General features: G+C 62.9%; 16 protein-coding genes and 2 pseudogenes. 3 read left to right on the forward strand and 15 right to left on the reverse strand.

Annotated features, from left to right (window positions below; genetic code table 11):
• Window positions 1-71 precede the first annotated feature (71 nt).
• A complete protein-coding gene (glnE, locus tag ACVOJ1_RS11130; RefSeq protein ID WP_346480430.1) occupies window positions 72-2867 on the reverse strand; it encodes a bifunctional [glutamate--ammonia ligase]-adenylyl-L-tyrosine phosphorylase/[glutamate--ammonia-ligase] adenylyltransferase in 2796 nt (931 codons plus the stop codon).
• A gap of 318 nt (window positions 2868-3185) precedes the next feature.
• Here glnE and ACVOJ1_RS11135 point away from each other — a divergent pair, with 318 nt between their 5' ends.
• Window positions 3186-4700, forward strand: a complete 1515-nt coding sequence (locus tag ACVOJ1_RS11135; RefSeq protein WP_053519658.1) for an acetyl-CoA hydrolase/transferase family protein — start codon at window positions 3186-3188, stop codon at window positions 4698-4700.
• Window positions 4701-4868: 168 nt separating this feature from the next.
• Here the strand turns inward: ACVOJ1_RS11135 and hglS are convergent, their stop codons facing one another.
• From hglS to ACVOJ1_RS11155, 4 genes and pseudogenes are all read right to left on the reverse strand, one after another.
• Entirely contained in the window at window positions 4869-6230 is a 1362-nt protein-coding gene (hglS, locus tag ACVOJ1_RS11140) for a 2-oxoadipate dioxygenase/decarboxylase HglS (RefSeq protein ID WP_262218526.1), read from the reverse strand.
• Window positions 6231-6330: 100 nt separating this feature from the next.
• On the reverse strand, window positions 6331-6819 hold the full coding sequence (locus tag ACVOJ1_RS11145; RefSeq protein WP_053519656.1) for a hypothetical protein: 489 nt from the start codon (window positions 6817-6819) through the stop codon (window positions 6331-6333).
• A 31-nt stretch (window positions 6820-6850) separates the two neighbouring features.
• Window positions 6851-7084: pseudogene (locus tag ACVOJ1_RS11150) on the reverse strand (HAD family hydrolase); the annotation flags it as partial.
• A gap of 45 nt (window positions 7085-7129) precedes the next feature.
• Window positions 7130-9001, reverse strand: coding sequence for a DUF262 domain-containing protein (locus ACVOJ1_RS11155; RefSeq protein ID WP_346480431.1), 1872 nt, complete (start codon window positions 8999-9001; stop codon window positions 7130-7132).
• Between the two features lie 260 nt (window positions 9002-9261).
• Here ACVOJ1_RS11155 and ACVOJ1_RS11160 point away from each other — a divergent pair, with 260 nt between their 5' ends.
• Window positions 9262-11280, forward strand: a complete 2019-nt coding sequence (locus ACVOJ1_RS11160; protein ID WP_346480432.1) for an ATP-binding protein — start codon at window positions 9262-9264, stop codon at window positions 11278-11280.
• 226 nt (window positions 11281-11506) lie between these two features.
• Window positions 11507-11710: a hypothetical protein gene (locus ACVOJ1_RS11165; RefSeq protein WP_346480433.1), complete on the forward strand. Its 204-nt coding sequence runs from the start codon at window positions 11507-11509 to the stop codon at window positions 11708-11710.
• Window positions 11711-12025: 315 nt separating this feature from the next.
• Here ACVOJ1_RS11165 and ACVOJ1_RS11170 read toward each other — a convergent pair whose 3' ends face one another.
• From ACVOJ1_RS11170 to ACVOJ1_RS11215, 10 genes and pseudogenes are all read right to left on the reverse strand, one after another.
• Window positions 12026-14857: a UvrD-helicase domain-containing protein gene (locus ACVOJ1_RS11170; RefSeq protein WP_346480434.1), complete on the reverse strand. Its 2832-nt coding sequence runs from the start codon at window positions 14855-14857 to the stop codon at window positions 12026-12028.
• Window positions 14858-14924: 67 nt separating this feature from the next.
• Window positions 14925-15299 carry a hypothetical protein gene (locus ACVOJ1_RS11175; protein ID WP_346480435.1) on the reverse strand — a complete coding sequence of 125 codons (375 nt, stop codon included), beginning with the start codon at window positions 15297-15299 and terminating at the stop codon, window positions 14925-14927.
• Window positions 15300-15310: 11 nt separating this feature from the next.
• Window positions 15311-15634 carry a hypothetical protein gene (locus ACVOJ1_RS11180; protein WP_346480436.1) on the reverse strand — a complete coding sequence of 108 codons (324 nt, stop codon included), beginning with the start codon at window positions 15632-15634 and terminating at the stop codon, window positions 15311-15313.
• 327 nt (window positions 15635-15961) lie between these two features.
• The gene (locus ACVOJ1_RS11185; protein ID WP_346480437.1) at window positions 15962-17161 is read right to left on the reverse strand and encodes a Shedu immune nuclease family protein; all 1200 of its coding nucleotides are present in this window, start codon (window positions 17159-17161) and stop codon (window positions 15962-15964) included.
• Between the two features lie 304 nt (window positions 17162-17465).
• Window positions 17466-22244: a DEAD/DEAH box helicase gene (locus ACVOJ1_RS11190; RefSeq protein WP_346480438.1), complete on the reverse strand. Its 4779-nt coding sequence runs from the start codon at window positions 22242-22244 to the stop codon at window positions 17466-17468.
• Window positions 22245-22389: 145 nt separating this feature from the next.
• On the reverse strand, window positions 22390-22881 hold the full coding sequence (locus ACVOJ1_RS11195) for a hypothetical protein (protein ID WP_346480439.1): 492 nt from the start codon (window positions 22879-22881) through the stop codon (window positions 22390-22392).
• Window positions 22881-23585: an HAD family hydrolase gene (locus ACVOJ1_RS11200; protein WP_346480440.1), complete on the reverse strand. Its 705-nt coding sequence runs from the start codon at window positions 23583-23585 to the stop codon at window positions 22881-22883. The genes ACVOJ1_RS11195 and ACVOJ1_RS11200 overlap by 1 nt, the downstream gene beginning before the upstream one ends.
• 155 nt (window positions 23586-23740) lie before the next feature.
• Window positions 23741-24169, reverse strand: a pseudogene (locus ACVOJ1_RS11205) (HAD family hydrolase); the annotation flags it as partial.
• A gap of 95 nt (window positions 24170-24264) precedes the next feature.
• On the reverse strand, window positions 24265-24672 hold the full coding sequence (locus ACVOJ1_RS11210; RefSeq protein ID WP_065175425.1) for an EF-hand domain-containing protein: 408 nt from the start codon (window positions 24670-24672) through the stop codon (window positions 24265-24267).
• A 227-nt stretch (window positions 24673-24899) separates the two neighbouring features.
• Window positions 24900-25271 (reverse strand): hypothetical protein, encoded by a 372-nt coding sequence (locus ACVOJ1_RS11215; protein ID WP_053519653.1) that lies wholly within the window; start codon window positions 25269-25271, stop codon window positions 24900-24902.
• Window positions 25272-25334: the final 63 nt, after the last annotated feature.

Raw genomic sequence — 25334 nt, forward strand, 5'->3', positions numbered from 1 at the left:
GGATGACGCCGGCATGGCGCAGCGCGCCTGTTCGGGTAGCGCCGGGCCATGCCCGGCGGCCTCGCTGCCGATCAGCCGAACGGCAGGCCGGCCGCCCGGCAGGCCGCACTGATTGCTGCGCAGGCCGCTTCGATGGCCGGTGTGGTCGGTGCCAGCCGCGGGCGACGGTCCAGCGTGCAGGCCAGGCCCACATCCAGCAGAGTGGCATGCGCAGCGTGCAGTGCCTGCGCGGTGGCAACCGGCAGGAATTCCGCTGCGGCCAGTGCATCGATCAATGACGGCGTGTCGCGGGGTGACAGCAGCGCCGGTACCTGTGCACTGCGCTCGAGCACACCGGTCTGCAGCAGGAACTCCAGGTCCACCACGCCACCGGCGCCCTGCTTCAGGTCGATGCGCGCGGCATCGCTACGGTCCAGTTCGGTGCGCATGCGCCCTCGCATCTTCAGCACATCGGCATAGAGGGTGGCGGGGTCGCGTGCACGGCCCAGGGTCTGCGCACGCACCTGCTCGAAGTCGGCCAGCAGGCTGACATCACCGGCCACGCCGCGCGCACGCACCAGCGCCTGATGCTCCCAGGTCCACGCGCGTTCGCGCTGGTATTCGGTGTAACTGGCCAGGGACGAGACCAGCGAGCCTTTGCCGCCGTCCGGCCGCAGGCGCACGTCGATGTCGTACAGCCGACCGGCGGCGGTGACCGCGCCGAGCAGGGCCATCACCTTCTGTGCCAGCCGCGCGTACCAGCGTCCCGGCTCCAGCGCGCGCGCGCCATCGCTGGCCTCCACGCCCGCCGGATGATCGTGCAGGAACACCAGGTCCAGATCGGAACCGAAGCCGAGTTCGAGGCCCCCCAGGCTGCCATAGCCGATGATCGCAAAGCGCCCGCCGGGAATGCCGCCGTGGGCGGCCTGCATGTCGGACTCGGCCATGGCCAGCACCGTGACCACCACCGCCTGCGCCAGCTCGGCCAGTTGGCGGGTGCTGTCGACCGCGCCCTGGCGGCCGTCCAGCGTGGCCATCGCCATGCGGAAACTCAGGGCCAACCGGGTTTCGTTGAGCCAGCGCAACGCGGCTTCCGGGTCTTCGACCGTCAGCGCCTGCTGGCATTCGGCCAGCATGCCGGCCGCATCCGGCATCGGGCCGGACACGCGCACGTCCAGCAGTTCGTCCAGCAGCAACGGATAGGCCGCCAGGCGCTCGGCCAGCAGCGCGCTGCGCGCCAGCACATCCACCAGCCGCGCCAGCGCACTGGGCTGTTCGTCCAGCAGGGCCAGATAACTGGTCCGGCGCAGCACCGCCTGCAGCAGGCCGAGTACGCGCTTCAGTGCGGCATCCGGTTGCGGCGAGCGCGTGGCGGCGTGCAGCAGCGCCGGCAGCACGCGGTCCAGCCGCGCGCGCGCGGCGTCGGACAGCGACTTCACGCCGGTGCTCTGCGCGAAATCGCGCAGCGACTGATCGGCGCCGTTCGCATCGAGGAAACCGGCTTCGGCCAGCAACGGCGCGTCACTGCCACCCGGCAGGCTGCGCCAGTAGTTGGCCAGCGCATCCGGCGCCGCCTGGCCCTTGCGCGGTGCCAGCAACGCAGCGAACTCGGTGCTGACCCGCTGCTGCTGCACGGTCAGTGCAGCGCGCAGCGCTTCCCAGTCGGGGTAACCCAGGCCCAGGGCGATGCGCTCGCGGTCGATCGCATCGCTGGGCAGCACATGCGTCTGCGCATCGCGCAGCATCTGCAGCCGGTTCTCCAGGCGGCGCAGGAACAGGTAGGCCTGCTCCAGCGATGCGCCGTCTTCGGGCGCGATCTGGCCCGCCGCCACCAGCGCCTGCAGCGCCACCAGCAGGCGACGTTCACGCAGGGCCGGTTCGCGGCCGCCACGGATCAGCTGCAGTGCCTGGCACAGGAATTCGATTTCGCGGATGCCACCGGCACCGCGTTTGATGTCTTCATGCAGTTCGCGGCGGGCGACTTCAGCCGTGATCGCAGCCTTCATCTCGCGCAGTCCGTCCAGCGCGGTGAAGTCCAGATAGCGTCGATAGACGAACGGGCGCAGCGTCTGCAGCCACGCCTCACCGGCGGCGATATCACCGGCCACGGCACGTGCCTTCAACCAGGCGTAGCGCTCCCAGTCGCGGCCCTCCCGCTGGAAGTACTGGTCCATCGCAGCGAACGACAGCGCAACGCGGCCGGCACTGCCGAACGGGCGCAGGCGCAGGTCGACGCGGTGGCTGAAGCCATCGACGGTGGTTTCATCCAGCAGCTTGGCCAGGCGCTGGCCGAGCCGCGCGAAGTATTCTTCGGCGGCCAGCGGACGCGGTCCGTCCGATTCACCGCCCTGCGGGTAGGCGTAGACCAGGTCGATGTCGGAGCTGAAGTTGAGTTCGCCACCGCCGAGCTTGCCCAGGCCAAATACGACAAGTTGCTCGACGCGGCCCTCGTCATCACGGATCACGCCGTGGCGCTGTGCGAATTCCTGCTGCAGGGCGTCCAGCGCCAGCCGCAGGCAGTCTTCGGCCAGGGCGGTGGCGCCGGCCAGGGTCTGCGCCACGTCATCCAACCCGGCCAGATCGCGCCAGACCAGGCGGGTCGACATCGCCGCACGCCAACGCCGCAGCTGCGCCGGCCATTCACCGGGCTGCACCGGGTCGAGCACCGGCGTCGGCAACGGCGGGCACCCCGGCTGGGCCAACTGCGACAACAGGCCGGGCTGCCGCACCAGCGTGTCCAGAGCGAAGTCACTGGCGATGGCCAGGTGGGTCAGCAGGGGCCGCAGGTCGGCCGGAATCGGTTCCGGAGCCACCTGGGCCAGGCGCGACAGGGCACGATCAACCAGGGGCTGCAGCGCGGCAGGCAGTTCGGCGGGGGCGAGGGTCATGCGTTGATTCTCGCGGCGCCGGGCGCCTTTGCCAACGGCGGGAAGTCGCTGCGCCGCCGTCCATCGCGCGCATTCATCCTGGGCAGCGGGCAATAAAAAAGCCCGCTTGCAGCGAACTGCCAGCGGGCTCTGCTCCCTCCCCCACGTCGGGATGCAGGGCCATCCTGCGGGCTGCGAAAGGACTTTGCACGCTGCACTGCAAAACAGAACCGGCGGGTATGGATAGCCCCGCCCGCGAAAAGCCATTCCACGAAGGTAGCCCCCCCGTACGCCGGGGGATGGCCGATAATCGAGGCTCCCCCCAGAAACACTGTCGTCATGTCTGTTGATCGCATCGCCAACGCGCGTCTCCGCGACCGCGTGGTCTCCGCCGAGGCCGCAGCCGCGCTGATCCAGCCGGGTGAAACCGTGGCCATGAGCGGGTTTACCGGCTCGGGCTATCCCAAGGCCGTCCCCGTGGAACTGGCGCGCCGCATCGAAGCGGTGCATGCCCAGGGCCAGCCCTTCCAGATCAAGCTGATGACCGGCGCCTCCACCGCGCCGGAGCTGGACGGTGCGCTGGCCAAGGCCGATGGCATCGCCATGCGCATGCCCTTCCAGAGCGACCCGGATGCGCGCAACCGTATCAATGAAGGCAAGCTGGATTACATCGACATCCACCTCAGCCACGTTGCGCAGCACGTCTGGTTCGGCTTCTACGGCGAGATCGACACCGCCGTGGTGGAAGTCTCGGCCATCCGCGAGGACGGCTCGCTGGTGCCATCCACCTCGGTCGGCAACAACAAGACCTGGCTGGACCTGGCGAAGAAGGTGATCGTCGAGGTCAACGAGTGGCAGCCGGCCGGCGTCGATGGCATGCATGACATCTACTACGGCACCGCGCTGCCGCCGCATCGCAAGCCGATTCCGCTGGTCAACGCCAACGACCGCATCGGCGATACCGCGCTGCGCTGCGACCCCGACAAGATCGTGGCGGTGGTCCGCACCAACGGCCCGGACCGCAACAGCCCGTTCAGCCCGATCGATGCGACCAGCGAGCAGATCGCCGCGCACCTGATCGACTTCCTCAAGCACGAAGTGAAGCACGGCCGGCTGCCGCCGAACCTGCTGCCGCTGCAGTCCGGCGTGGGCAACATTCCCAATGCGGTGCTGGCAGGCCTGGCCAGCAGTGGTTTCCGTGATCTGGCCGCGTTCACCGAGGTGATCCAGGACGGCATGCTCGACCTGCTGCGCGACGGTGTGCTGAGCTATGCCTCGTGCACGGGCTTCGCGCTGAGCCCGCAGGCCAACGAGACGTTCAAGGAGAACATCGACTTCTACCGCGAGCGCATCATCATGCGCACGCAGGAAATCTCCAACCATCCCGAGCTCGTGCGCCGGCTGGGCTGCATCGGCATGAACGGCATGATCGAGGTGGACCTGTACGGCAACGTCAATTCGACGCACGTGATGGGCACGCGGATCATGAACGGCATCGGCGGCTCTGGTGACTTTGCCCGCAACGGGTTCCTGTCGGCGTTCCTCAGCCCGTCCACGGCGAAGAACGGCACCATCTCGGCGATCGTGCCGATGGCCAGCCACGTCGACCACACCGAACACGATGTCTCGGTGATCGTCACCGAGCAGGGCCTGGCCGATCTGCGCGGCCTGACCCCACGCAAGCGTGCGCAGGTGCTGATCGACCGCTGCGCGCACCCGGATTTCCGCCCGCAGCTGCAGGACTACTTCGACCGCGCCAGCCGTGAGAGCTATGGCAAGCACACCCCGCACCTGCTGCCGGAAGCGTTGTCCTGGCACCAGCGGTGGCTCGATACGGGCACGATGAAGGGTTGAGGCATAGGGTTCGCCGGGCATGGCCCAGCGCTACCGTTGCATCCTTCGCCGTTTCGCCGGGCGCGGCCCGGCGCTACCGCTGCATCCTTCGCCGCTTCGCCGGGCATGGCCCGGCGCTACCCTTGCATTGTCCCTGGTAGCGCCGGGCCATGCCCGGCGACCAACGCATCAACCGCGCAGGCTCGCCAGTGATTCGGCCTGCAGGCGCTCGTAGATGTCGAACTCATCGTTCACCGGCACGCCCAACGCCTGCTCGAACGCTTCGCGGTTGGCATGTGCGGCATAGGCGCGCTGCTCTTCGCCCCCCAGGTTCGACTGGAAGATGCCTGCGGCGCTGACCGGCAGGAAATCCTCGTAGACGATCGGGTCGGCCACCACCAGCCCCGCCGCGATCAGGGCTTCCGCCGGCAGGTCACCAATCCCGCCAGGCGCGGCGCGGCCGGCCTCGGTCAGCTGGTAGCGGAAGTAGCCCAGACCCTCGCGGCGCAGGGTGTCATGGTCGTCCGGGAACGCTGCGAACGCTGCCTGCAGGCGCTGGCCATAGTCGCCACCGGTGCTGCCGGCACCTTCGCTGTTGCGCGCCTGCGCCAGCAGCTGGTCGTACAGCGCGCGCCCCTTCGGCGTCAGGGCCAGGCCACGCTGCTCGATCTCGCCGAACCGCGCGGTGTGGGTGCCGGCATCACCGCCCTGGTCATCGGGGAAATGCACGGCTTCTTCCAGCGCTTTGAAACTGGTCTGCCGCAGCAGGATCGGACAGGCGCGGCGCGGCGGACCTTCGATGACCGCCTTGGCAGCCATGCCCTGCTCGATCATCGCCGCCTGCGCGGCATCGATGTCCAGCGTGCGCGGGGTCAGGTGGTTGATGTGCGGGCCACGGAAGCTGACCACGTCGGCCACCAGGCGGTGTGCCTGGTGCAGCGCATGGTAGGTCGGCAGGTCGACGGTGGCGTCACCGTGCCAGCGGAAGGTCTCCAGCGCCTCCGCTACGAAGCGCTCGGCGTCGTGCTGCGACAGCCCGCCATCGCGCTCGGCCTGGTCGATCAGGGCCAGGGCGGCATCGGTGAAGATGCGGCGGCGGGCCAGGATCTGCGCCGACTGCGCACGCAGGGCCTCGTCCTCGATCAGTTCCAGGCGCAGCAGCGAGGTGAACACGCGGAACGGATTCTGCGCCAGCGCCGCACCGGTGAGCGGGCGAAACGCGGTGGAATGCACCGGCACACCGGCCACCGACAGGTCGTAGTAGCCGACCGGAAACATGCCCATCACCGCGAACAGGCGGCGCAGGGTGGCCAGCTCCTGCACGGTGCCGACGCGGATCGCGCCGTGCCGCTCCTCGTCCAGCCGGCCGCGCTCATCGTTGCGCTGCAGCTGCGCAGCCAATGCAGGGTCCTGCGCCAGCACCTGCGCGTTGATCCGCTCCACCAGTTCCACCAGCGTGCCGTACAGCGGCACTTCGGTGCGGTACATGCGGGACATGGCCTGGGCGAACAGGCGGCGGATCACATCAGGCGAAACGAAAGAGGCGCTCATCAGTCACTCGATTACGGGAACGGGGAACAGCTCGAACCCGTATTGTCGCCGGAGCGCGGGGCCGGCGGCGATATGCAGAGCAGCATGGAGCGGACCGGCGCTACCGGTTGAGCTGGCGCTTCAGGGTGGCATCCAGGGTGATCGGCCGGTCCCAATGCTCATAGCTGGCCACGATGGCGTGGCGCACGGCGCGGTAGTGCAGGTTGTCCGGTGCCTTGGGCATCCGCTTCACCACGGCCTGCCAGCCGCCGGCCGGGTCACGGCTGAAGGCACGCACGCTGTCGCGGCAGGTCTGGCCGCTGGCCTTGGCCCAGAAGCAGGCGAAGTACAGATCACCCGCCTGCCAGCCGTGGGTGCTGAACAGCGCGCTGACATAGCCACGCGGCACATCGGCATAGCGCGAGACCTCGTCGAGGAAGGCATCGGGGTAGCGCTCGGCGTAGTGGTTGATGTCGCGCAGCTGGGCGTCGATCCAGCGGTCGCCGGTGTCCACCTCATAGGCTGCCGAGCGTTCGGCCGTCTGCTGTGCCAGCACGGTGGCCGGCGCCAGCAGCAGGAGCATCAGCAGCGTGAGCAGGCGAGCATTCATGCCCCGATTCTGCCGCAGCCGTCGCGCCCTGTCAGGCCGCGACGCTGGCCTTGGCTTCGATCGCGGCCAGTGCGGCCGGCCAGTCCCAGGCGGTATCGGCGCTGACCATGCGCGGCTCGTCGTCGGCCACGCCGTGCTGGGTCTCGTGCGCCCAGGTGACCGCATAGGGCGTATGGATGCCCCAGCCCCCCAGCGTGACCACCGGCTCGATGTCCGAGCGCAGCGAATTGCCGACCATCACGAAGCGCTCGATCGGCAGGTCGAATCTCATAGTCTGGTGGACTCCCGGAGCAATCCGGGAGTCCTTTTGTCAGCGCGGATACAGTTGCGTGGCCGCGTCTGCCAGACGCTTGGCACGAACTGCAATCGCGTCCTCATCCCAGGTTTCGCGGGCCATCAAGTCGCCATTGAGGCTCAACACAGTGTTGGCGATCAGCAGTTGCTTTTTAGTAGCGAAGTCCTTGTTCTGGGCCTCGCGATTGACCGACAGGTTGAGCAGCGTCAGGTTCCCCAACGTGGGAATGGCTTTGGCGCGGCGGCGAATGGCCTGGTAGTGATCCGACAGGACAGATCCCACCAACTCCTGCTGCTCGGCGGCCTGGCTCTCGGCAAACGTGGCCTTGCTGCCATCGGGCAAGGTCCAATGCTCGTACCACGACCTGGGCAGGATGTGGTCGATGTCCAGATTGGACAGGTCGGGGATGATGGGCTCTTCCGTGCGCTTGGTCAGGCGCAACCAGCCCTCCAGCTCCGTGAGCAGCATTCGGCACCGACCCGCGTCCAGATTGCCGTAGTACGTGGGTGCCGTCTGGAAGGCGTGGACAAACTCGTCATCCTCAGGCCAGCGCGCCGCCGGGCTGTTCGGTGATGACGCCAGCAGGTCCTTCAAGGCTTCCCGCGTGGGCTCGCCCTTGATCCACTGACGCAGTACCGACATGAACCAGTTGTTGTAGTTCTTGGGGGTCAGGCCACAGACAGCACGACGAACGATGTACGACACGATGTCGTTGAACATCGCGGTCTTCTCGCTGTCGGGCACGTCAGCTGTCGATATGCGCAAGGCCAACGGGTGGGTGGTCGTGGTGTCGAACGGCTGGAGCCGCCGCCCGAACCGGGCCACCGGCAAGTCGCCCTTGCCTTGGATCAGTTGCAGGTAGTGCTTGCCGTAGGTGTCCAGCATGGCCAACTGCTCGGTGGTGGACAGCCCTTGGGCGAAGTTCTTGAAATCGACGTACAGGCGAGCCAGGTCGCCCTCTTGCCCTGTCTGGGCACGGATGGCCGAGAAGATCAGCCATTCCAGGCGCGGCTTGGTGATACGACCGCGCCGTTCGGCGACCTTCCAGGTGTCTTGCTCGAACTGCTTCCACTTCGCTTCATACAACGCCGCCGGATCTTCCTTGCTGCTGTCCACTGTCATGAACAGGTGGTTCCGGATCAGGTCGGTGGCATGGAGCTCGGCCCCTCGCCCATTCAAGGTCTCGAAGATGACTTGGGCGTCGTCGCCCTTCTCCAACTGGATCAGGACCACTTTCAGATCGGTTAGCACCGACATGACCAGGGCTTCGACGGCGTCCGTCCCGCCATTGGCCTCGATCCAAGCCTTGGCCCATTCGGCGAAGTTCCAGATCGCATTGAGCGCGGGCGGGTGGACAATCCCGATACGCCGGAAGGTGCCAGCCTGGGTGAAGTGAGCGGGATACCGCGCCTGCAAGGTGGCCAGCTTGTCGGCGGTCATAGCCGACACAAACGCCTTCTGGTCGGAGAATGTTGGCCAGACCTTGAACACCTCCACCTCGGCATTGGCCATGGTAGTGGGATTGGGGTTGTCCAAGACCGCCGCCAAGTACGAGTCGTAGTCGGTGATGTTCAATTCGCGGGTGGCCAGCCGGATGCCGGCCAGGACGTACTGCAGCGTGGTCAGGCGCTGCTGGCCGTCGATGATGTGGAGAGTATCCACGCCCCGCAGGCCCACCTTCTCTTGGGGCTCGACCACGATGGCGCCCAGGAAGTGCGGCGCAGGCTGGGTGTTGGCCAGCCGCTCCTCGGCCTTGTCCTTGATATCAGCCCAGAGCAACGGCCACTGCTTCTCCAAAGTCCAGACGTAGGCCCGCTGGTAGAACGGCACCTTGTACTGCTTCCGATCCTGGAACACCTGCTGGATCGTCCAAGTCTCCGACTTCATTCCCCGCTCCGATCTCCCCTGACAACTGGATTATGCCCCGAGGTCGCCGTCAACGATGAGGCCGAACCGGGGTCGCAGGCCTTGAGATGGCCCCGGCCCAGAGTCCGCAGAGCGGGCATAGCCCGAACAACTCTGCCCCGGTATCCTCTAGCCGTTCACCGTTCATGGCCACCTCCCCCATACCCGCAGCCGGCTTGTCCGGGCCAGGACGGCGAACTACCACTTGGGGAGCGCTCTACGGTATGGCCGACAACCAATCCATGGATATCAAGATCGAGGCCAAGCCAGACTTCTTGAAGTCGCTGGCGTCCAACGTCAGCCCGATCACGGCAGTCTCGGAGCTAATCTGGAACGGATTTGACGCAGGCGCCCAGCACGTCAAGGTCATTCTGGAACCGAATGAACTCAATGGGCTCCATGCCATCCGTGTAGCAGACGACGGCGACGGCATAGACCGAAGCAAAGTCGATGCGTTGTTCGGTGGTTTGGGCGACTCATGGAAGGCCAAATCTCACCGCTATAAGGGCCGGACGCTCCACGGCAAGAATGGCAAGGGTCGCTTCCGTGCTTTTGCCTTAGGTGAGAGTGTCGAATGGCGGACCACTTATCTCGATGGAAAGGCATTCAAGACCTACACGATTACTGGCCGCGCAAGCCAACTGACAGGCTTTAGCGCCTCGCAGCCAACGGATGCCGACACCACGATCCTCGGTACCGAGGTCGTCATCGAGAACCTTGACTCCAACTTCCCGTCCCTGACGAGCGACAAGGCAGCACTGGAGATCACCAAGCAGTTCGCCGCTTACTTGACGGAAAGCCCGGGCCTGACGCTGTACTACAACGGCGAAAAGATCGATCCGGCCTCCGTCCAGAACTACAAGGAAGACTTCCACCTAGGCGAAGTCGAACTCCAAAGCGGAAAGCGGGTTCCAGTGTCTATCACGATCGTCGAATGGTCGGTCCAGACAGACCGCGTGTTCGAGCTTTGCGACAAGGCAGGCGTTTCCCTCCATGAAGTCACGATCGGCCCCCAGATCAAGGCGCCTGGATACAACTTCACGGTGTACGTGAAATCGGATCACTTCCGCGACTTGGACAAGGAAGGAGCCCTTGTCCTGTCCGATCTCAACCAGGATGTGGCCGACATCCTTGGCGCCGTCAAAGTCAAGGTTCGCGAGCATTTCCGGCGTCGCATCCTGCAGCACCGCAGTGAAACGATCCAGCGCTGGAAAGACGAGAAGATTTACCCCTACGAGGACAAGGCCGAAGTCAACGCCTCCGAGCAGATCGAGCGTCAGGTCTTCGATATCCTCGCGGTGAATGTGGAGGACCACCTTCCCTCTTTCGATGAGGCCCCCTCCAAATCCAAGAAATTCACGTTCCGGCTGCTGGCACAGGCCATTCGCGAGAACCCGGATTCGGTTCGCACGATCATGGACGAGGTACTCAATCTCAAGAAGGAGGAACAGGATGACCTGGCGACCCTTCTTCAGAAGACGACCCTGTCCAAGATCATCACGTCGGCCAGGATCGTGGCGGACCGCTTGAACTTTGTGGAAGCACTTAGCGATCTGCTTTTCAACAGGGAAAGCAAGAAACGGCTTCTGGAACGCGATCAACTCCACAAGGCGCTGGAAGTGGAGTCATGGATCTTCAAGGAGGACTTCAACCTGGCAGGATCCGAGAAGACGCTGGAAGACGCTCTTGCCATCCATATCGGCAAGCTGGGCAAGCGCGAGGACGACGCCGACGAATCGGACGACCCCGTCCTGCGTGAAGATGACAAGGGTGGGCGAATCGACTTGATGCTGGCACGCTCCATTCAGCCAACCCAAGGCTGCCACGAGTATCTGGTAGTTGAGTTGAAGCGCCCGAAGCAGAAGATCAACTCAGAAGTGCTTGCCCAGATTGAGAGCTACGCATTCGCCGTAGCTAAGGACTCACGTTTCGACCAGAAGCGGACCAAATGGACTTTTATGGTGGTCTCCAATGAGATGGATGAGTACGCCAAGCTCAAGAGCCGACAAAAGGATAGGCCCGAGGGTGTCGTCTTCCAAAGCGACGATTCGAGCATCACAGTCTGGGCTAAGACATGGTCCGAGATCTTGAACGACGCGCGGGCGCGGCTGAACTTTTTCAGTCAGCAACTGGACTATCAGGCTGACTCCGATAGTGAACTTGCCTACCTGAAACGCGCACACTCGAAGTATATTCCGGACGACCTGGCCGAACTTGCGACCGGTGCAGGTGGCGCAATAGATGAAGCCGCCTCCCTCTAACGACTGTTACCTGTCGCCCGGCAACCTTTCGGGTAGCTAGAACAGGCCAAGAGAAACATCCGGGGGTAGAGCTGCGACCGACAAGTCGCATGGTCGGGGCAATGACCCGAACAAGTGCTTTTGATCGACTGGTTCATGAGATTGCGTGCAGTGTCGCAAGATCAGGGGTTGCCGAAATCGGCTTTCCAGCCATGCTGGGAGTACCTTCCCCAGTCCTCCCGCAGTCATGACCAAGATTGAACAAGAAGCTTTTGAGCGCGAGTCCCGAGCATTCGCGAATGCCTATCTGGCAGCCGTGATGATCTCCAGCCTGGTCTTCATGCTGGCCGGAATGCCCGATGGACCCGCCTTCCTACTGTCGCTACCTGTTGGCCTTGCTGCGGGTACGGTCGTTTCTCTTTCGCGGGCGCGGACTCGGGCCAACTCGTAATGTGCCGCCCTCGCAAGTATCCCTACTGGATGCGCGACAAGGTCTGCTGGATATGCAAGCGCCACTTCCGGTCAGTGAGTGAGATTGCCAAGGCTATGGAGATGTCACCATCTACGGTGTCCGCGATTTTGCGTGAAGCCGGGCTGGGAGGCCCGGTGTCTGAACTGCGCAAAGCCCGCATCCAGCAATACAAAGCTGACGGCCTTTCAGTGAAGGAAATCGCTATCCGGGTGGGTGCGACTGCCACCACAGTGCGGTACGCGCTGAGCGGCAAGCGCAAGCCATGGCCTCGTCCGGAACCCCTATACGGCCCCGTCAGCTCGATAGGTTTCCAGTAGCTTTGCAGCCTTCGCGGAAGCGGGAACAGCCCAAGAATGGTCCATTCCGCCCGGTCCTCGACTGGATGACGCCTCGTCTGCACACGGGGCATTGGTCGCCCGCCTTGCTGTTGGCCGGTAGCCGCTGGGCACGTGTTCTGGGCTGGGCTGGGGTGGCCGCGCCTTGGTCCACCTTCCGCTTGAAGGTACACGCAGGAAAGCGACTGCATCCGTGGAAGTCGCCGTAAGGGCCTGATCGCAACTGCAAGACCCCGCGACCGCATTCCGGGCATGGTTCCAGGGCCTCGCCGTCGATGGGCTCGATCCTGATGTGTTCCTTCTTGGCCAGCTCCACCAGGAACCGCGAGGGCTGGCCCAGCGTTGTATAGAGCCGAACCTGCTTGCGAGCGCGGGTCATGGCCACGTAGAACAGGCGGCGTTCCTCGGCGAACGGGAACGGGTCTGGCGCCGGCATGGCCAGCTGCAGCGCGGGGTCGTCTTGGATCTGGCTGGGGAAGCCGCGCGTACCTTCCACGACGTTGAGGACGAAGACGTACTCGGCCTCTAACCCCTTGGAGCCGTGGGCGGTGCGGAACTCGATCTTCAACTTGTCACCGAACCTGCGCTGCCAGGATTCCAGCGCAGTGGGCTTGTCATCGCGGTAGCGCCCCAGGAGCATGACCGTGATATGCGACCCCTTGGCCGGCGTCACCTTTCCTTCAACTGCCAACTGGTGCATGTGGCCCAGTTGCTTTTCGACGTAGCCGGCAATGCTGTCCTGGTTCGCGAACCCATAGGCCAGCATGGGGGTCTTGGTCAGCGGGTTGGTCGTCTTGACCTTCTTCTTGATCTGCGCCGGGTTGGCCTGGACGAACTGGCTGGACACGTCGCAAAGATCCTGGGGGCACCGGAAGGTGGTACTAAGCGACAGGCGCGTGGCGTTGTCGAACGTCTTCTCGAACTCGGTCATCACCGTAATGTCCGAGCCCGCAAAGCGATTGATACCCTGCCAGTCGTCACCCACCACGCACAGGTGCGCGGGCGGATCGGATTGATTGGATAAGGCCTTCAACAGCCGGATACGGGCGCGCGAGCTGTCCTGGAACTCATCAGCCAATATGAGGGTATACGGGCTCTTGTATGCGCCTGACTCCACATGTCCCGCGGCCAGGATCAGCATGTCCTCGAAGTCGATGAAGTTACCCCGCTGCAGGCGCTTCTCCCATTCGGCCGCAATCCGCTCGTAGATGGACAGATACATGCGCAGGCGTGCACCAAAGCCGTCCTTGGACTGGGCTTGGAGCGCTGCCAGCAGATCCTGATGGGTCAGGCCATTGTTCTTCACGTGCTGCTGGAACACCCGGAACGACCGGGCCAGGTCTTGCTCGTGGACGGGCGGCAGGCCTGTGACTTCCTTGCTCGGATCGAAGGCAGGCTGCACGCCCCGCTCAATCAGCGCTTGTTCCAGGGCTGGGATAGCGTCGCCAGTCAACAGACCATGCGATGTGGTCTCAAACAGTGCTGTCCCCATCCTGGCGTGAAGCTGCCGCTTCCACCTCACGCCTGACAGGTAGTCCTGAAAATGCTTGGGCGCTTGGCCCTTCTCGTTCAGGGCGAAGTGCTCGTGGTAGAGCTTGGCGTCGGGGTAGTAGAAGTCGGGGAAGTATTGCCGGTATTGGTGATCGGCCGTCTCGTGTTCGTAGGGTCGTTCGTACTCGTAGCTCACGCCGTTGTAGAACAGCCAGTCGGCGATCGTGCGTTCTTCCTTGCTCTTGACCACCTCCCCCCGGGCCGTTCGAAAGCCTCGCACGCCATTGGCGTAGGCTTCCGGCTCGTCGGGCTGGCCCCACTTGCCTACATCTCGGGCGTACACCGTCCGGAACAGGTCCCAGTCGCGCTTGAATGTCTTGTCCTGCTCGGACAGCATCCGAATGATGTCGCCCACCTCCCGCACGTCGGCGCCGGGATTACTCGGGTCTACCCACGGGGCCAGCGATGGCTTCTTGCCAGTAGCCTTGGCGATGACATCAATGCCGAAGGCGTGGAAAGTGTTGGACCTGACCTTCTCGACCTGCGGTACGCCCTTCAGCTGCTCGGCAATGCGTTGTCCTACTTCGTCGGCAGTTGCTCGATTGAAAGCCAACAACAAGATCTGCTCCGGCGCGGCCAGGCCTTCATGCAAGGCATACCCGGTCTTGGCCACCATCGTGGACGTCTTGCCAGAGCCTGCAGCGGCCACGACCATGACCGCGTCATCCATGCATACGCAGGCGTGGATCTGCTCGTCCGTGAGTGGGTTCTTCTCCACGGTGGCGAAAAAGTCCTTGCGTGCAATCTTCTGGCGCGCCAAGTGTTGGGCATTCAACTTGTAGAACTGAAGACGCAAGGTCTCTTCGGGTGTCGACTCGCCGACGGCCTGCTTCCAGGTCTTGCGGGCGTGCTTAGGTGCTGGGTACTTGGCCAGCAATCTCCCGACACTACCGTTCGGGATCCATCGCCCAGCGCCCAGAGCCCCAGACACTCGGCCAATCCACTGTCTGTGCGCCTCTTGGAACTCGTCGTCCTCACGCTTTTGCTTGGCCAGCCGCTCGGCCTCGACCGCGGGATCAAGCTTTGGCGGTTGAGGAGCTGAAACAGCGCTGGAAGTCTTGCTGCCGAATATCGACCAAGCAAGCCAGATCGTGCCGAACTGGATAACGGATAGCCACAGAGCGAACACCTGCAGGAGGGTCCAGACCACCCAGAACCCGACGATCCAGCCTCGCTTGCGCCCGCCCAGAGCAATCGAAACGAAAATGATGGCCTGCCAAGCCAGAATCCCCTCGATCATCCGCTACCCCAGTCCCTCACTCCCCTTGTCCTTGGGGCCATCTTGCCATGGGACCCGCGGGTAGGAGCTAGCGCCGCCGCCCTAGCCCGGGGCTACCACCCTGGACAACAGGGCTGCCCCTGCGACGCCTGCGCTCGCCTTCATCCGGTCCCAAGGCGCGCTCCAAGCGTTCCTTGGCATTGCGCGGCGGGGGACGTGGAGGAACGACCGGAGGCAGCTTGGCGATTTCCTCGCGTGTCATGGGCCCATTCCGCTTCTGGCTACCATGGACCTTCTTCTTGCGCGTCGCCTTCTTCTGCCGCTCCTTCTGGATCTGGGCCTGGTGTCGGATCCGTGGGATCACGCCCTTGACCAGCTTCTCGGCCTTGGGGCGGCCATACCCGAACACGCGCATGGCGTCGTTGACCATGCGCTCAAACAACGCCTTCTCGTCGTCCTGCAAACCCGTCATTCCTAGATCGCCCCCCTACCCTGGTACTGCTTGGCTAGGTCGCTGGCACAAAGCGGCGTACCTTCGGGGTGGGCATTGGCCACGGCGAACGCTGCCACCTTGGTGGCCTGACCCAACGCGTCCTTCGTCATGCCGTCCTCTGCCCAGTCATCGGGCAATGCGGCTATTGCTGACAGTGCTTCCTTGCCCGACAGGTACTGCATGCAGGTCAGCAATGACCATTGAGTGCCGGTGGCTTCACGAAGGAACCGACCTGCCTCCTTGTCAGTCATGCGGTCAGACAATACTGCCACCAACGCAATGGCAGCCAGCTTGACCTTGACCAAGGGTGGGAGCTTCCTTTTTGGCGAGGTGCGGTTGTGGTCCCTCATGGCTGGCCATGCTCCGGTGGTACGGCTTGGCCAGGGTCGTCAGCGTCCCCTAGCAATTCCGTGTATGCCTCGCCCATACCCGGGTCTGCGCCGCCAGCCCAGACCTGCTGGCATAGATCTCCGGCAACCCGATCCCATCCAGCCCAGAAGTCGGCCTGGGTGGTGGTTGATTCGACATCGGCAAGGTACTTGGCCAGCTGGGCCAGGCGTGGATCAGTCATGCTCGCAACTCCGGAACGCGGGCATGTTCAAGACAAACCTGAGAGAGGGCAGCTGGAAGGGCTATCCATTTTGCTCTACCAGCAGGCGCGCCCGCTCGAGTAGCTCGTCGAACGTGACCACTTCTGGACCCTGAAGGTGTCGACGAAAAAGCTCAAAACAGGCGAACTTCTCGCGGTTCACTCCGTGCTCCGCCACGAACTCCTGGAGGTCGCCACAGACCAGCACCGACCGTGGGTGAATGAGATAGGCTTCCTTCCCCAACGGATTGCCCTCGTCGTCGACAATGCGTAGCGCTTCGCGGATATTGGCTTCGGCCAGATGGACCGTCCTTTGTGACTGGGCCACGGCGTCTGTCAGGTCGCTGCTGGGGCCCCAGACACCAGGCCGATACTGGCTCTTTTGCAGCAACCTTGTGCGATGGGTCTTGATCTCCGCAAAGCACAGCGCGCCAACTCGTCCACGCGTACTGAGCAACCCGTCCGCTCGCTTTCCTGGGCCTACCACGCTTGCCCCGGCCACCACACGTTCCAGCTTGCCCTCATCGATTGCGCCTGCTGCGTTGAAAAACAGCGAGCCGCCAAAGATCCAGTGGTTGGCCTCAAAGAACCGCTGCCAAACCTCCTCGGGGCCTCGCACCTGGCTTGCTTGCTCGTCGAAGAACGTGTCGTCGGACAGAAGTCGCTCGAACAGGTCGAGTTGCCGGCGCCTGTAGGCAACGGCGACCAGATCACGCTCAGTGACTTCGCTGGTCAGGATGTCTTCCAGCAACTGCTCGTTCTTGCCGATGAGCTGCTTGGCTGCGTCCCTGGATAGCGTGAAGCGGCTGAGTTGATCGATCCCGATTCTGAACTTGTCTTCGGCCCGGAACTCGGCGTTGACGGCAAGCATGGCCAGCTCAACCAGCTCATCGATCTCCTTGCCCGTGATCAGGAAGTGCGCATTCCGGCTCGGGCTATCCTTTCCTTCGCTCATGTCAAACGACTGCAGGAGGATCGACTTGATCCGCCGGGGGTCCTCCACCAACAGCATTTTGATCTGCCTTTTGCCGGTTGGCGTGGTCCGAAGAACCACCTCGTGCTTGACCACTCCAAGCGCGTCGCCTTCGATGTCGGGGAAGACCCTATCCAGGTACCGCAACTTCCGAACCACTTCCGTGAAGCGCGCGCCGTCCTTGACCAGCCCCTTTACGGGGAACGCGGACGAACCATAAATGCGCCCCGGCACCTTGTTGGCAACGTAAATTCCGTCTTCCTCGCTCACACCTGGCCCTCCTGACTCGCCGTGTATCGTCCCGCCCAAGCGCCCCTGACGTCAGTCAGCTTTCTATGCCGCCTCTTTCACTAGCTCGTAGTAGGGGTGACGTACGGCCAATGGAAGATCCTGATCCTTGACTTCGTTCTTCGGGAAGAAATATGCCGCAAAAAAGCAGACCGTCAAACCGGTCACCCAATCGCAAAGGGTCCTTCCGGGCCGTCAGAACCGCCCTCTTGTAGCTATCTTCCGGCGAAAGTCATACCAAGTTCTTCCCTTCAACCTTCATTTGCAGCCCCTGTCGTTAGGCCATCTACTTCCGCTCGCTCAAAGGCGGCAGCGCCCTGACGATTTTCATGGTCTCCACTGACACCGTGCAGATCCGCTTGACCAGGTTGACGATGTAGGCCGGGTCATTGTGTTCGATGGCCCAGTCGTTGGGGTCGTTGACGATCCCGGACGCCTTGTCCGGCGACACCTGGTAGCGTTCGATTACCCACTCGATGGCGGGCTTGCCATTGACCACGTACTCGTGGGCCTCGGGCGGAATCCCGGTCAGGATGGTCTTGGCATTGAACTTCAACGCCGTCTTGTCCTCCACCAGCTTGCCGTTCAACCGGTTCTTGACCCAAGCCATCTTGGTCACCTTGTACTGGGAGTCGTCACCCAGAGGCAGTTCACCTGCCTGGCCCAGCGGGTACGGCTCGACCGTCTCGTAGTTGAGGTGCCAATCGGCCAACTGCCGGCCAGCTTTCGAGAACGCCCAGAAGTCGCCGGCATAGGGAATGCGCGGGATCATCTTCTTCAAGTCCGCCTCGAAGCGTTGCTTGTACTCGGGCGAGTGAAGGATCCCGTAGACGTAATAAAACAAGTCTCGCTTGGTGATGTTCTTGTCCTGATAGACCTTCTGAAAAGAGGTCAGGGCCTGGTCGGTGATGGCGTCGCGCCGCACCAGACCGTCTTCGCCGGACTGACTCAGGAGGTCATCCTTGGGCACTTCTTCGTAGTAGTACAGCGGGAAGCACTGGCCGGTGTCCTGGAGGTGCAAATTTGGCACGAAGTTAGTGATCAGCGCCGAGAATGGCCGCCGTGCACCCACGCCAGTGGTTGAAATCACGAGGTTGACCAGATCCGCGCGAGGGAACAGTCTCGGCTGTAACAGTACGCGCTCGTTGAAAGCACGACTGAAATACAGATATTGCTTGCAGAATGGACGATAGGTGGATTTCACGATCTGTCCATTCCCGAACTCGTGTTCTTTCTGCTTGCGAATATCCTCTTTTAGGTTGACTGTCCAGCTGATCTTCTTGGAGTTGTTATCAATGACTTGGTCAACCGCAGGCGGATCGCCTACGGCATTCTTGACTGCCTTGGCGTACTTCCGCAGCTGCGAGTTGTAGAAGTCAATCGTGCTCCGAACATTGTCCTCAAGCTTGACGCTGGAAAAGTTGTATACCCAGGCATCCCGGTTAGTACTGACCCCGAGCGAGTACGTCTGGAAGACCCTTGTCCCGTGAGGATCATCCTTGTCACCCAGGCGCATAAAGCTAGCAAACGCTGGGTCGCGGACATTGATCCAGTCGGCCTCTGCATTGGGCGTAACGGCGTGCCATTCCAAGCCCGATATGCTGCCCGCGTCTTGAATTGCGGCCAGTTTCTCAGTCTTGGACAAGTAGTCGCCAATGTCGTGATAAAAGATCTGCCCGTGGGTCTCGGCGTCCGGGTTCTTGACCAGCAATGTGATGGCAACACCCGTGAGAATGTCAAAGACATTCCCGCCTTCCCTCTTGGCGTCGTCGCCCACACGTCCCTTCACGAACCCGCGCAGGTTGAAGACGTAAACACTACTGAATTCTTGGGCTAGACACTTGCGCAACCCACTGGCGAAACCTGCGTCAATAAACCTGCCGTTGGTGACGAAAGCAACAACACCTCGATCCTTCACCCGATCGCTGGCCCAGCGAATAGCCCGAATGTAGCTGTCGTACAAATTGCGAAGCAACGAGGCGTCAGCTTGAGCTGCATAGGTCTCGGCAATCCGCTCGTCCATGCGCGGATAGGCTACGTTCTGGTTCTGGTCGTTCTGACTGGCCTGACCCACCGAGTATGGTGGATTACCAATAATCACCCGAATATCGGTCTTCTGTTGTTTCTTGGCTCGCTTGTCGTTCTCGGGAAACACTTCCTCGAACTGACCTTCGCCCTCCCCCATCTGGAAGGTGTCAGTCAGCACAATGCCGTCAAACGGAGTGTAGTCTCCGCCCGTCAGCCCGTGGTACGCCTCTTCGATGTTGATGGCAGCAATGTAGTAGGCCAGCAACACGATTTCGTTGGCGTGCAGCTCAGTCGCGTACTTGCGCTTGGCCGCCTCGGGCGGGATCAATCCCGACTGGAGGAGCCGTACCAGGAACGTGCCCGTGCCGGTGAAGGGATCTAGGATATGCACGCCCTCGTCGGCCAGGCCCTGGCCGAACTCCTTGCGCATGATGTCGTCGGCCGAACGGATGATGAAGTCCACCACCTGGACGGGGGTGTAGACGATCCCCAGCCGGTCGGTCATCTTCTTGAAGGCCACTTTGAAAAACTTCTCGTACAGCTCGGTGATGACCTTCTGCTTGCCCTCGGCGTTGTCCACCCCCTCCACGCGCATGCGCACGTCGGCGTAGAACTTGTCTAGGCTTTCGGTTTCCTTGTCCAGCGCCTGGCCTTCGAGGACTTTCAACACCTTGTCCATGGACACGGACACTGGGTTGCTCTTGGAGAACTGGTAGTTCTCGAACAATGCCTCGAACACGGGCTTCGTGATCAGGTGCTGGGCCAGCATTTCAATCGCGTCGTCCTTTGAAATCGACGGATTGATGTTCTTATGCAGACCCTTCAAGAATTGGGCGAAGGCCTTACTGGCCTTGCTGTCGGGTTCAGCCAAAAGCAGCGTGATCCGGTCAATGTGGCGCTGGGCAATGTCAGCAACCTTCTCGGCCCACTGCTCGAGATACTTGCGCGTTCCCACCTTCTTGACGATCTTGGCGAAGATGGCCTCACGCCACTCTTCCAAGTGCGGGAAGGCAAAGCCCATCTGCTGACCGCCCTGCCCATCACCCTTTTCGCCTTCGGTACCGGGCTTCTTCCCACCCACGCCGATGACATTGATCTTGCCGCCACCCGGATCGTTGTTCAGATCGATCTTGTTTATCAGCGCATTGAAGCGGTCGTCGTGGGCGCGCAACGCCTGCAGCACCTGCCAGACCACCTTGTATTTCTTGTTGTCCTTCAACGCCTCTTCGGGCGTGAGGTCTGCCGGTACACCGATGGGCAGGATGATGTAGCCGTACTTCTTGCCCTCAGCGCGGCGCATGACGCGGCCCACGGACTGGACCACATCCACCACACTGTCGCGGGGGTTGAGGAACAGCACGGCGTCCAGGGCGGGTACGTCCACACCCTCGGACAGGCAACGAGCGTTGGACAAAATCCGGCAGGTGTTGCCCTCGGACTCGGCTTTCAGCCAGTCCAGCTTCTGGTTGCGCAGCAGCACATTGTAGGTGCCGTCGACATGCTGAACCTCACAACGCAGCAGATCGTCATCGGACCCGTCGATGTACTGGTCCACGACTTCCGGGAACAGCTGGGCCAGGTGCTTGGAAGACTTGATGTCCTTGGCGAAGGCCACAGCCCGGCGCATGGGGTGTGGATCGAGTTGGGCGGTGTTGTCGCCATCCGTGGTGGCCAGGCGCTTGGACAATCCATTCCAGCAGCCGACAATCTTCACCACGTCGTCGAGGTTGAGCTCCTTGTTCTTGTCGGCCAGCTGGCTCTGGAACGTCTTGGTGACGGACTTCTCGTCCACGGCCAGGACCATAACCTTGTAGTCGGCCAGCAAGCCTTGGGAGACGGCCTCGCCAAAGCCTAGGCGATGGAACTCCGGCCCGAACTTGGTTTCGTCGTCCATGGAGGCGATTTCCGCGCCCGCCTCGTCGGCCTTGGTCTTGCTCTCGTCGGCGTAGATCTTGGGCGTGGCCGTCATGTACAGGCGACGCTTGGCCGCCAGGAAGTCGGGCTTGTGGACGCGCACGAATGCGCTTTCGTCCTCACCCGACAGCGTCACGCCCGTGGTGCGGTGCGCCTCGTCGCAGACAATCAGATCGAACTCCCCTACCCCGTGCTTCTTCTGGGCCTGGGAAATGACATCGATCGACTGGTAAGTGGAGAAGATCACCGTGCGGCGCGTGTCTGCTGCGGGCCGCGCGGCCATTACCTGGCCCAACCGCTTGGCGTCAGTCGTGGCCGGGAAGGCCAGATCGTGGACAGCGATATCTTCGGAGTGCTTGCCCACCTTGGTGTCCGAACACACCGCAAACGCCCGGATCTCCTCGGTGGCTTGCGCCGTCCATTCCTTCAAGGTCTGGGACAGCAGCGAGATAGAGGGCACCAGGAACAGCACGAGGCCGTTGCTGGGCGTTTCCTGCTCCACGATCTTGAGAGAGGTGAAGGTCTTGCCCGTGCCGCAGGCCATGATCAGCTTGCCGCGCTCGTAGGACTTGAACCCATCGGCCACCGCTTTCAATGCCGCGTGCTGATGCTTGAAGGGCTTCTTCTTGGTGCGCAGCACCACCTGGTCAGGCTTGGCCAGGCTGAACTTGGACCAATCAACGGCGCTGTCTTCCAGGTCTGCTACGCGCAGGCGGGCGCACGGGATCTGCTGGGCCTCCAGGGCGTCTTCCGCGTGCTTGCTCCACTTGTCGGTGGTGGACACGATCAGGCGGCTGGCAAACGGCGACTTGCCCGACGCAGTAAAGAAGCTGTCGATGTCGCCCTTCTGCAGCGTGTAGCTGGGCGCATAGAACTTGCATTGGATGGCCACCAAGGCACCCGTATCGCGCTCCTGGGCCACCAGGTCTATGCCGGTGTCAGCCTTGCCCTTGCGGTCGGGCCACTCGTTCCACAGCCACACGTCGGAGAACCGCGACACATACAGAGGGTCGGCTTGAAAGTACGCCTTCATCAGGCGCTCGAACTTCCCGCCCTTGTCGCGGTAGTCGGTGGCGGCCTCGGCAAGCTCGTCGAGGATGTGGTGGATGGTGGTTTCGGCCATGGTGTCCCCAAAAACGGTGGGGGACCGGCGCATGGTCTTTCGGCCCCCGAAAACAGTGAGCGCAAGGGTGGGCCGTAGCCGTCCCTAGCGTTGGGCGCAAGAAGCCGCCCGGTCAGGGCCAAATCATCGCCGCGAGGCGAACTGCCTACAAGTCGCCAGGCGATTCGCTAGACGCCGCAAGACCTCTGGCCCGCCTGGCTGTGCCCGCCAATAGCAATCTGCGCCGCTCAGCGCGCTCGACCAGGTACTCCCGTACCTCGCCGTCGTACAAGTACTGCGCCGCCTGGTCCAGCATGTCGGCGGCCTCCATGTCGCCCAAGGCTCGGGCCACCTGCGCCCAGAAGCGGTCGCGGTGGTAGTTCATGACGACCGCCTTGCGGCGTCGGGCGCCGCCCACGATGACGGGAGGCGACGGGATCTGTGGCGCCTTGGGCGTGGGCTCCAAATGCTCGGCCAGGTCCGGGAGCGGCATCTTCCAAGTGCCATCGCGCTTCACGGCCCCTGGAAGCTCGCCGTTACGCATCCGCTCGCGCACCGTGTACGGGTGCTGCATGAGAACCTTGGCCGTCTCTTCTGCCGACAAATGCGTCTTGCCCGGCCATTGCCGGATCAACAGATCGAGCATGCGTTCGGACATCAGGCCCCCGACATCATCCTGTCCAAAGCCTCACTGATCCGAGCTGCGCCGTCCACTTCCACCACGCGACCCGCCCCGTCAAAGTCGTGCAGGACCTCATGCTCCCAGGTGGCGTGATACGGCATATACACACCCCATCCGCCCAGCTCGACTACGGGTGCGATATCCGATTTCAGGGAGTTGCCCACCATGGCGAACTCGTGGGGCTGGACCTCGAACTCGTCCAGCAGCCGGCGATAGGTGGCCACGTCCTTCTCGGACACGATCTCTATGCGCTGAAACGCGGTCAATCCGCACAGCGCCACCTTCCGCTCTTGGTGAAACAGATCCCCCTTGGTGATCAGGACAATGCGAAAACGCTGGGCGACCTGCTCGACGGCTTCGGCAATGCCCGGCAGCAACTCCACGGGATGAACCAGCAGGTCCTTGCCCATGTCCATGATCGTGCGGATGTCCTTGGCCTCGATCCGACCACCCGTCAGATCAATGGCCGCTTCGACCATGGACAGGATCATGCCCTTCACGCCATAGCCGTACTGGGCCAGGTTGCCGCGCTCGGTGGCCAACAGCGTTGCCCGCAGCCCCGCGGAGTCCAAGTCGATGTAGCGGGCGATGATCGCCTCGAAATCCAGCTGCGCCTGGTCGTAGAACTCCTGGCTGCGCCACAGGGTGTCGTCCCCGTCGAACCCCACGATCCGGATCATGCCGCCCCCGAAATCGTGGCAAAACCGAGGCAATTTTGGCTTACATCGGGCTCCATCGGGCTACATGAACGCCCCTTGCGCCGGCGTATCCGCAAAGCGGAACTCATACAATTCAATCGCTTAGAGTTCTTGGCACACCTCCTGCTTGGGGGTGCCTTCCGTTCCTGGTGGAACAGGTCGCCCTTGGTGATCAGCACCACCGGATAGTGCTCGGCGATGGCCGCCACCGATTCACGCACACCGTCGATCAGCTCGACCGGATGGCGCAGGGTGTCGTGGCCGATGTCGAGGATGCGCTGGATGTCCTTCGCGTCGATGCGCTGGCCGGTGATGTCGATGGCCGCCTCGATCATCGACAGCGCCATGCCTTTCACGCCGTAACCGAACACGCCCAGGTTGCGCTGCTGCACTTCCAGCAGGTGACGGGCGGTCTGGGTGTCGTGCACGTCGATGTAGCGCGACAGCAGGTCAAGGTAGTCCTGCTCGGCCTTGCGGTAGTAGTCCTCGCTCTTCCACAGCGTGTCGTCACCGTCAAAACCGACCAGGCCGATGGCGCGCGAGGGCGCAGGCGTGGAGGTGTTCATCGGACAAGGATACAGGCGCGGCGAGGGCGAAAAAAACCCGGGCGGCTGGCGCCGCCCGGGTACCCATGCACCGGTTGTCCCGAATCAACGGTGGATCAGCGGCCCTGTGCGGCGCCGCCGGCACCGGCCTGCTGGGCGGCCACATAGGCCTTGTACTCATCGGCGCTCAGCTCGCCGTCCTTGTTGGCATCGGCCTGGTCGAACACCTGGGCAAGGCCGGCGTTGACCTGTGCCTCGGACTTGCTGATGGTGCCGTTGCCGTCGGTATCGATGCTGGCCCAGGTCTGGCCGCCGCCGCTGGCCTGCGCCGACGCGGCCGCCGCTGCGTCAGTGGCCTGGTTCGCGGCCTGGCCTGCCTGCGCGGCGGCCTGCTGGGCCTGCGCTGCATCATTCTGCGCCTGTGCGGCCTGCTGCTGCGCGGTCTGTGCCATGGCCGGAATGGCCAGTACGCTGCCGGCGGCGACAATCAGGGCGATCAGGGGCTTGCGGTTGCGAATGGTCATCAGGGATGTCTCCTTGGGGTGGTGTTGCGCGGCCTGTTGTTTCCGCACGGCACCTACCCTGCCACCCCGTTTCTGAATCGATTTTGCGCCGCGACCGGCATCCACACGCGCGGTTAACCACTGCCCGGCGTGCATGCATTAGCGCGGTGGTTAGGGTGGAGTGATCGGCCCATAAGGCGAACATTCAACGCCCTTGGATTTAACCCGCAGGCAACGAAAAACCTGCGTCAGTCGACGTTCTGGGACGATGACCGCGAACTGAACAACACCCATCCCAGCGCCACACCGGCGAGCGCTCCGGCAATCTCCAGCACCACGCGGCTGCCGAGTTCGTTCGGATCGTGGATGGTGGCCAGGAACAACCGCGCATACAGCGGCGACTCCAGCCGCACGATTCCCATGTAGAAGAGCTTCCATGCATCGATGCCGGCCGAGATCACCACGGCGATGACGCACGACCAGCCGATGGCATGGCCTACCGTCCAGTGCAGCAGGCGGCACAGCCGATGCCAGAGCAGGTACACCAGCAGGCCAACCAGCAATGCGATGGCGCCAGCTTCCAGGGTACCGAGCAGGCCGAAATGCAGGGGAAGATTCATCGGGTGCGCAGGAAGGGAAAGGCGGCCAGTGTACGACGGAGGGTATCGGCGGCGCGGAACCCG

It is taken from the genome of Stenotrophomonas sp. STEN225, assembly GCF_056756445.1.

What these genes read in the sequence shown, in the direction of transcription:
- ACVOJ1_RS11215 (WP_053519653.1), bottom strand. Translation starts at nt 25,271, where the DNA reads ATGAATCTTCCCCTGCATTTCGGCCTGCTCGGTACCCTGGAAGCTGGC.
- ACVOJ1_RS11200 (WP_346480440.1), bottom strand. Translation starts at nt 23,585, where the DNA reads ATGATCCGGATCGTGGGGTTCGACGGGGACGACACCCTGTGGCGCAGC.
- ACVOJ1_RS11145 (WP_053519656.1), bottom strand. Translation starts at nt 6,819, where the DNA reads ATGAATGCTCGCCTGCTCACGCTGCTGATGCTCCTGCTGCTGGCGCCG.
- hglS (WP_262218526.1), bottom strand. Translation starts at nt 6,230, where the DNA reads ATGAGCGCCTCTTTCGTTTCGCCTGATGTGATCCGCCGCCTGTTCGCC.
- ACVOJ1_RS11165 (WP_346480433.1), top strand. Translation starts at nt 11,507, where the DNA reads ATGACCAAGATTGAACAAGAAGCTTTTGAGCGCGAGTCCCGAGCATTC.
- ACVOJ1_RS11160 (WP_346480432.1), top strand. Translation starts at nt 9,262, where the DNA reads ATGGATATCAAGATCGAGGCCAAGCCAGACTTCTTGAAGTCGCTGGCG.
- ACVOJ1_RS11135 (WP_053519658.1), top strand. Translation starts at nt 3,186, where the DNA reads ATGTCTGTTGATCGCATCGCCAACGCGCGTCTCCGCGACCGCGTGGTC.
- ACVOJ1_RS11210 (WP_065175425.1), bottom strand. Translation starts at nt 24,672, where the DNA reads ATGACCATTCGCAACCGCAAGCCCCTGATCGCCCTGATTGTCGCCGCC.
- glnE (WP_346480430.1), bottom strand. Translation starts at nt 2,867, where the DNA reads ATGACCCTCGCCCCCGCCGAACTGCCTGCCGCGCTGCAGCCCCTGGTT.
- ACVOJ1_RS11195 (WP_346480439.1), bottom strand. Translation starts at nt 22,881, where the DNA reads ATGTCCGAACGCATGCTCGATCTGTTGATCCGGCAATGGCCGGGCAAG.
- ACVOJ1_RS11155 (WP_346480431.1), bottom strand. Translation starts at nt 9,001, where the DNA reads ATGAAGTCGGAGACTTGGACGATCCAGCAGGTGTTCCAGGATCGGAAG.
- ACVOJ1_RS11170 (WP_346480434.1), bottom strand. Translation starts at nt 14,857, where the DNA reads ATGATCGAGGGGATTCTGGCTTGGCAGGCCATCATTTTCGTTTCGATT.
- ACVOJ1_RS11190 (WP_346480438.1), bottom strand. Translation starts at nt 22,244, where the DNA reads ATGGCCGAAACCACCATCCACCACATCCTCGACGAGCTTGCCGAGGCC.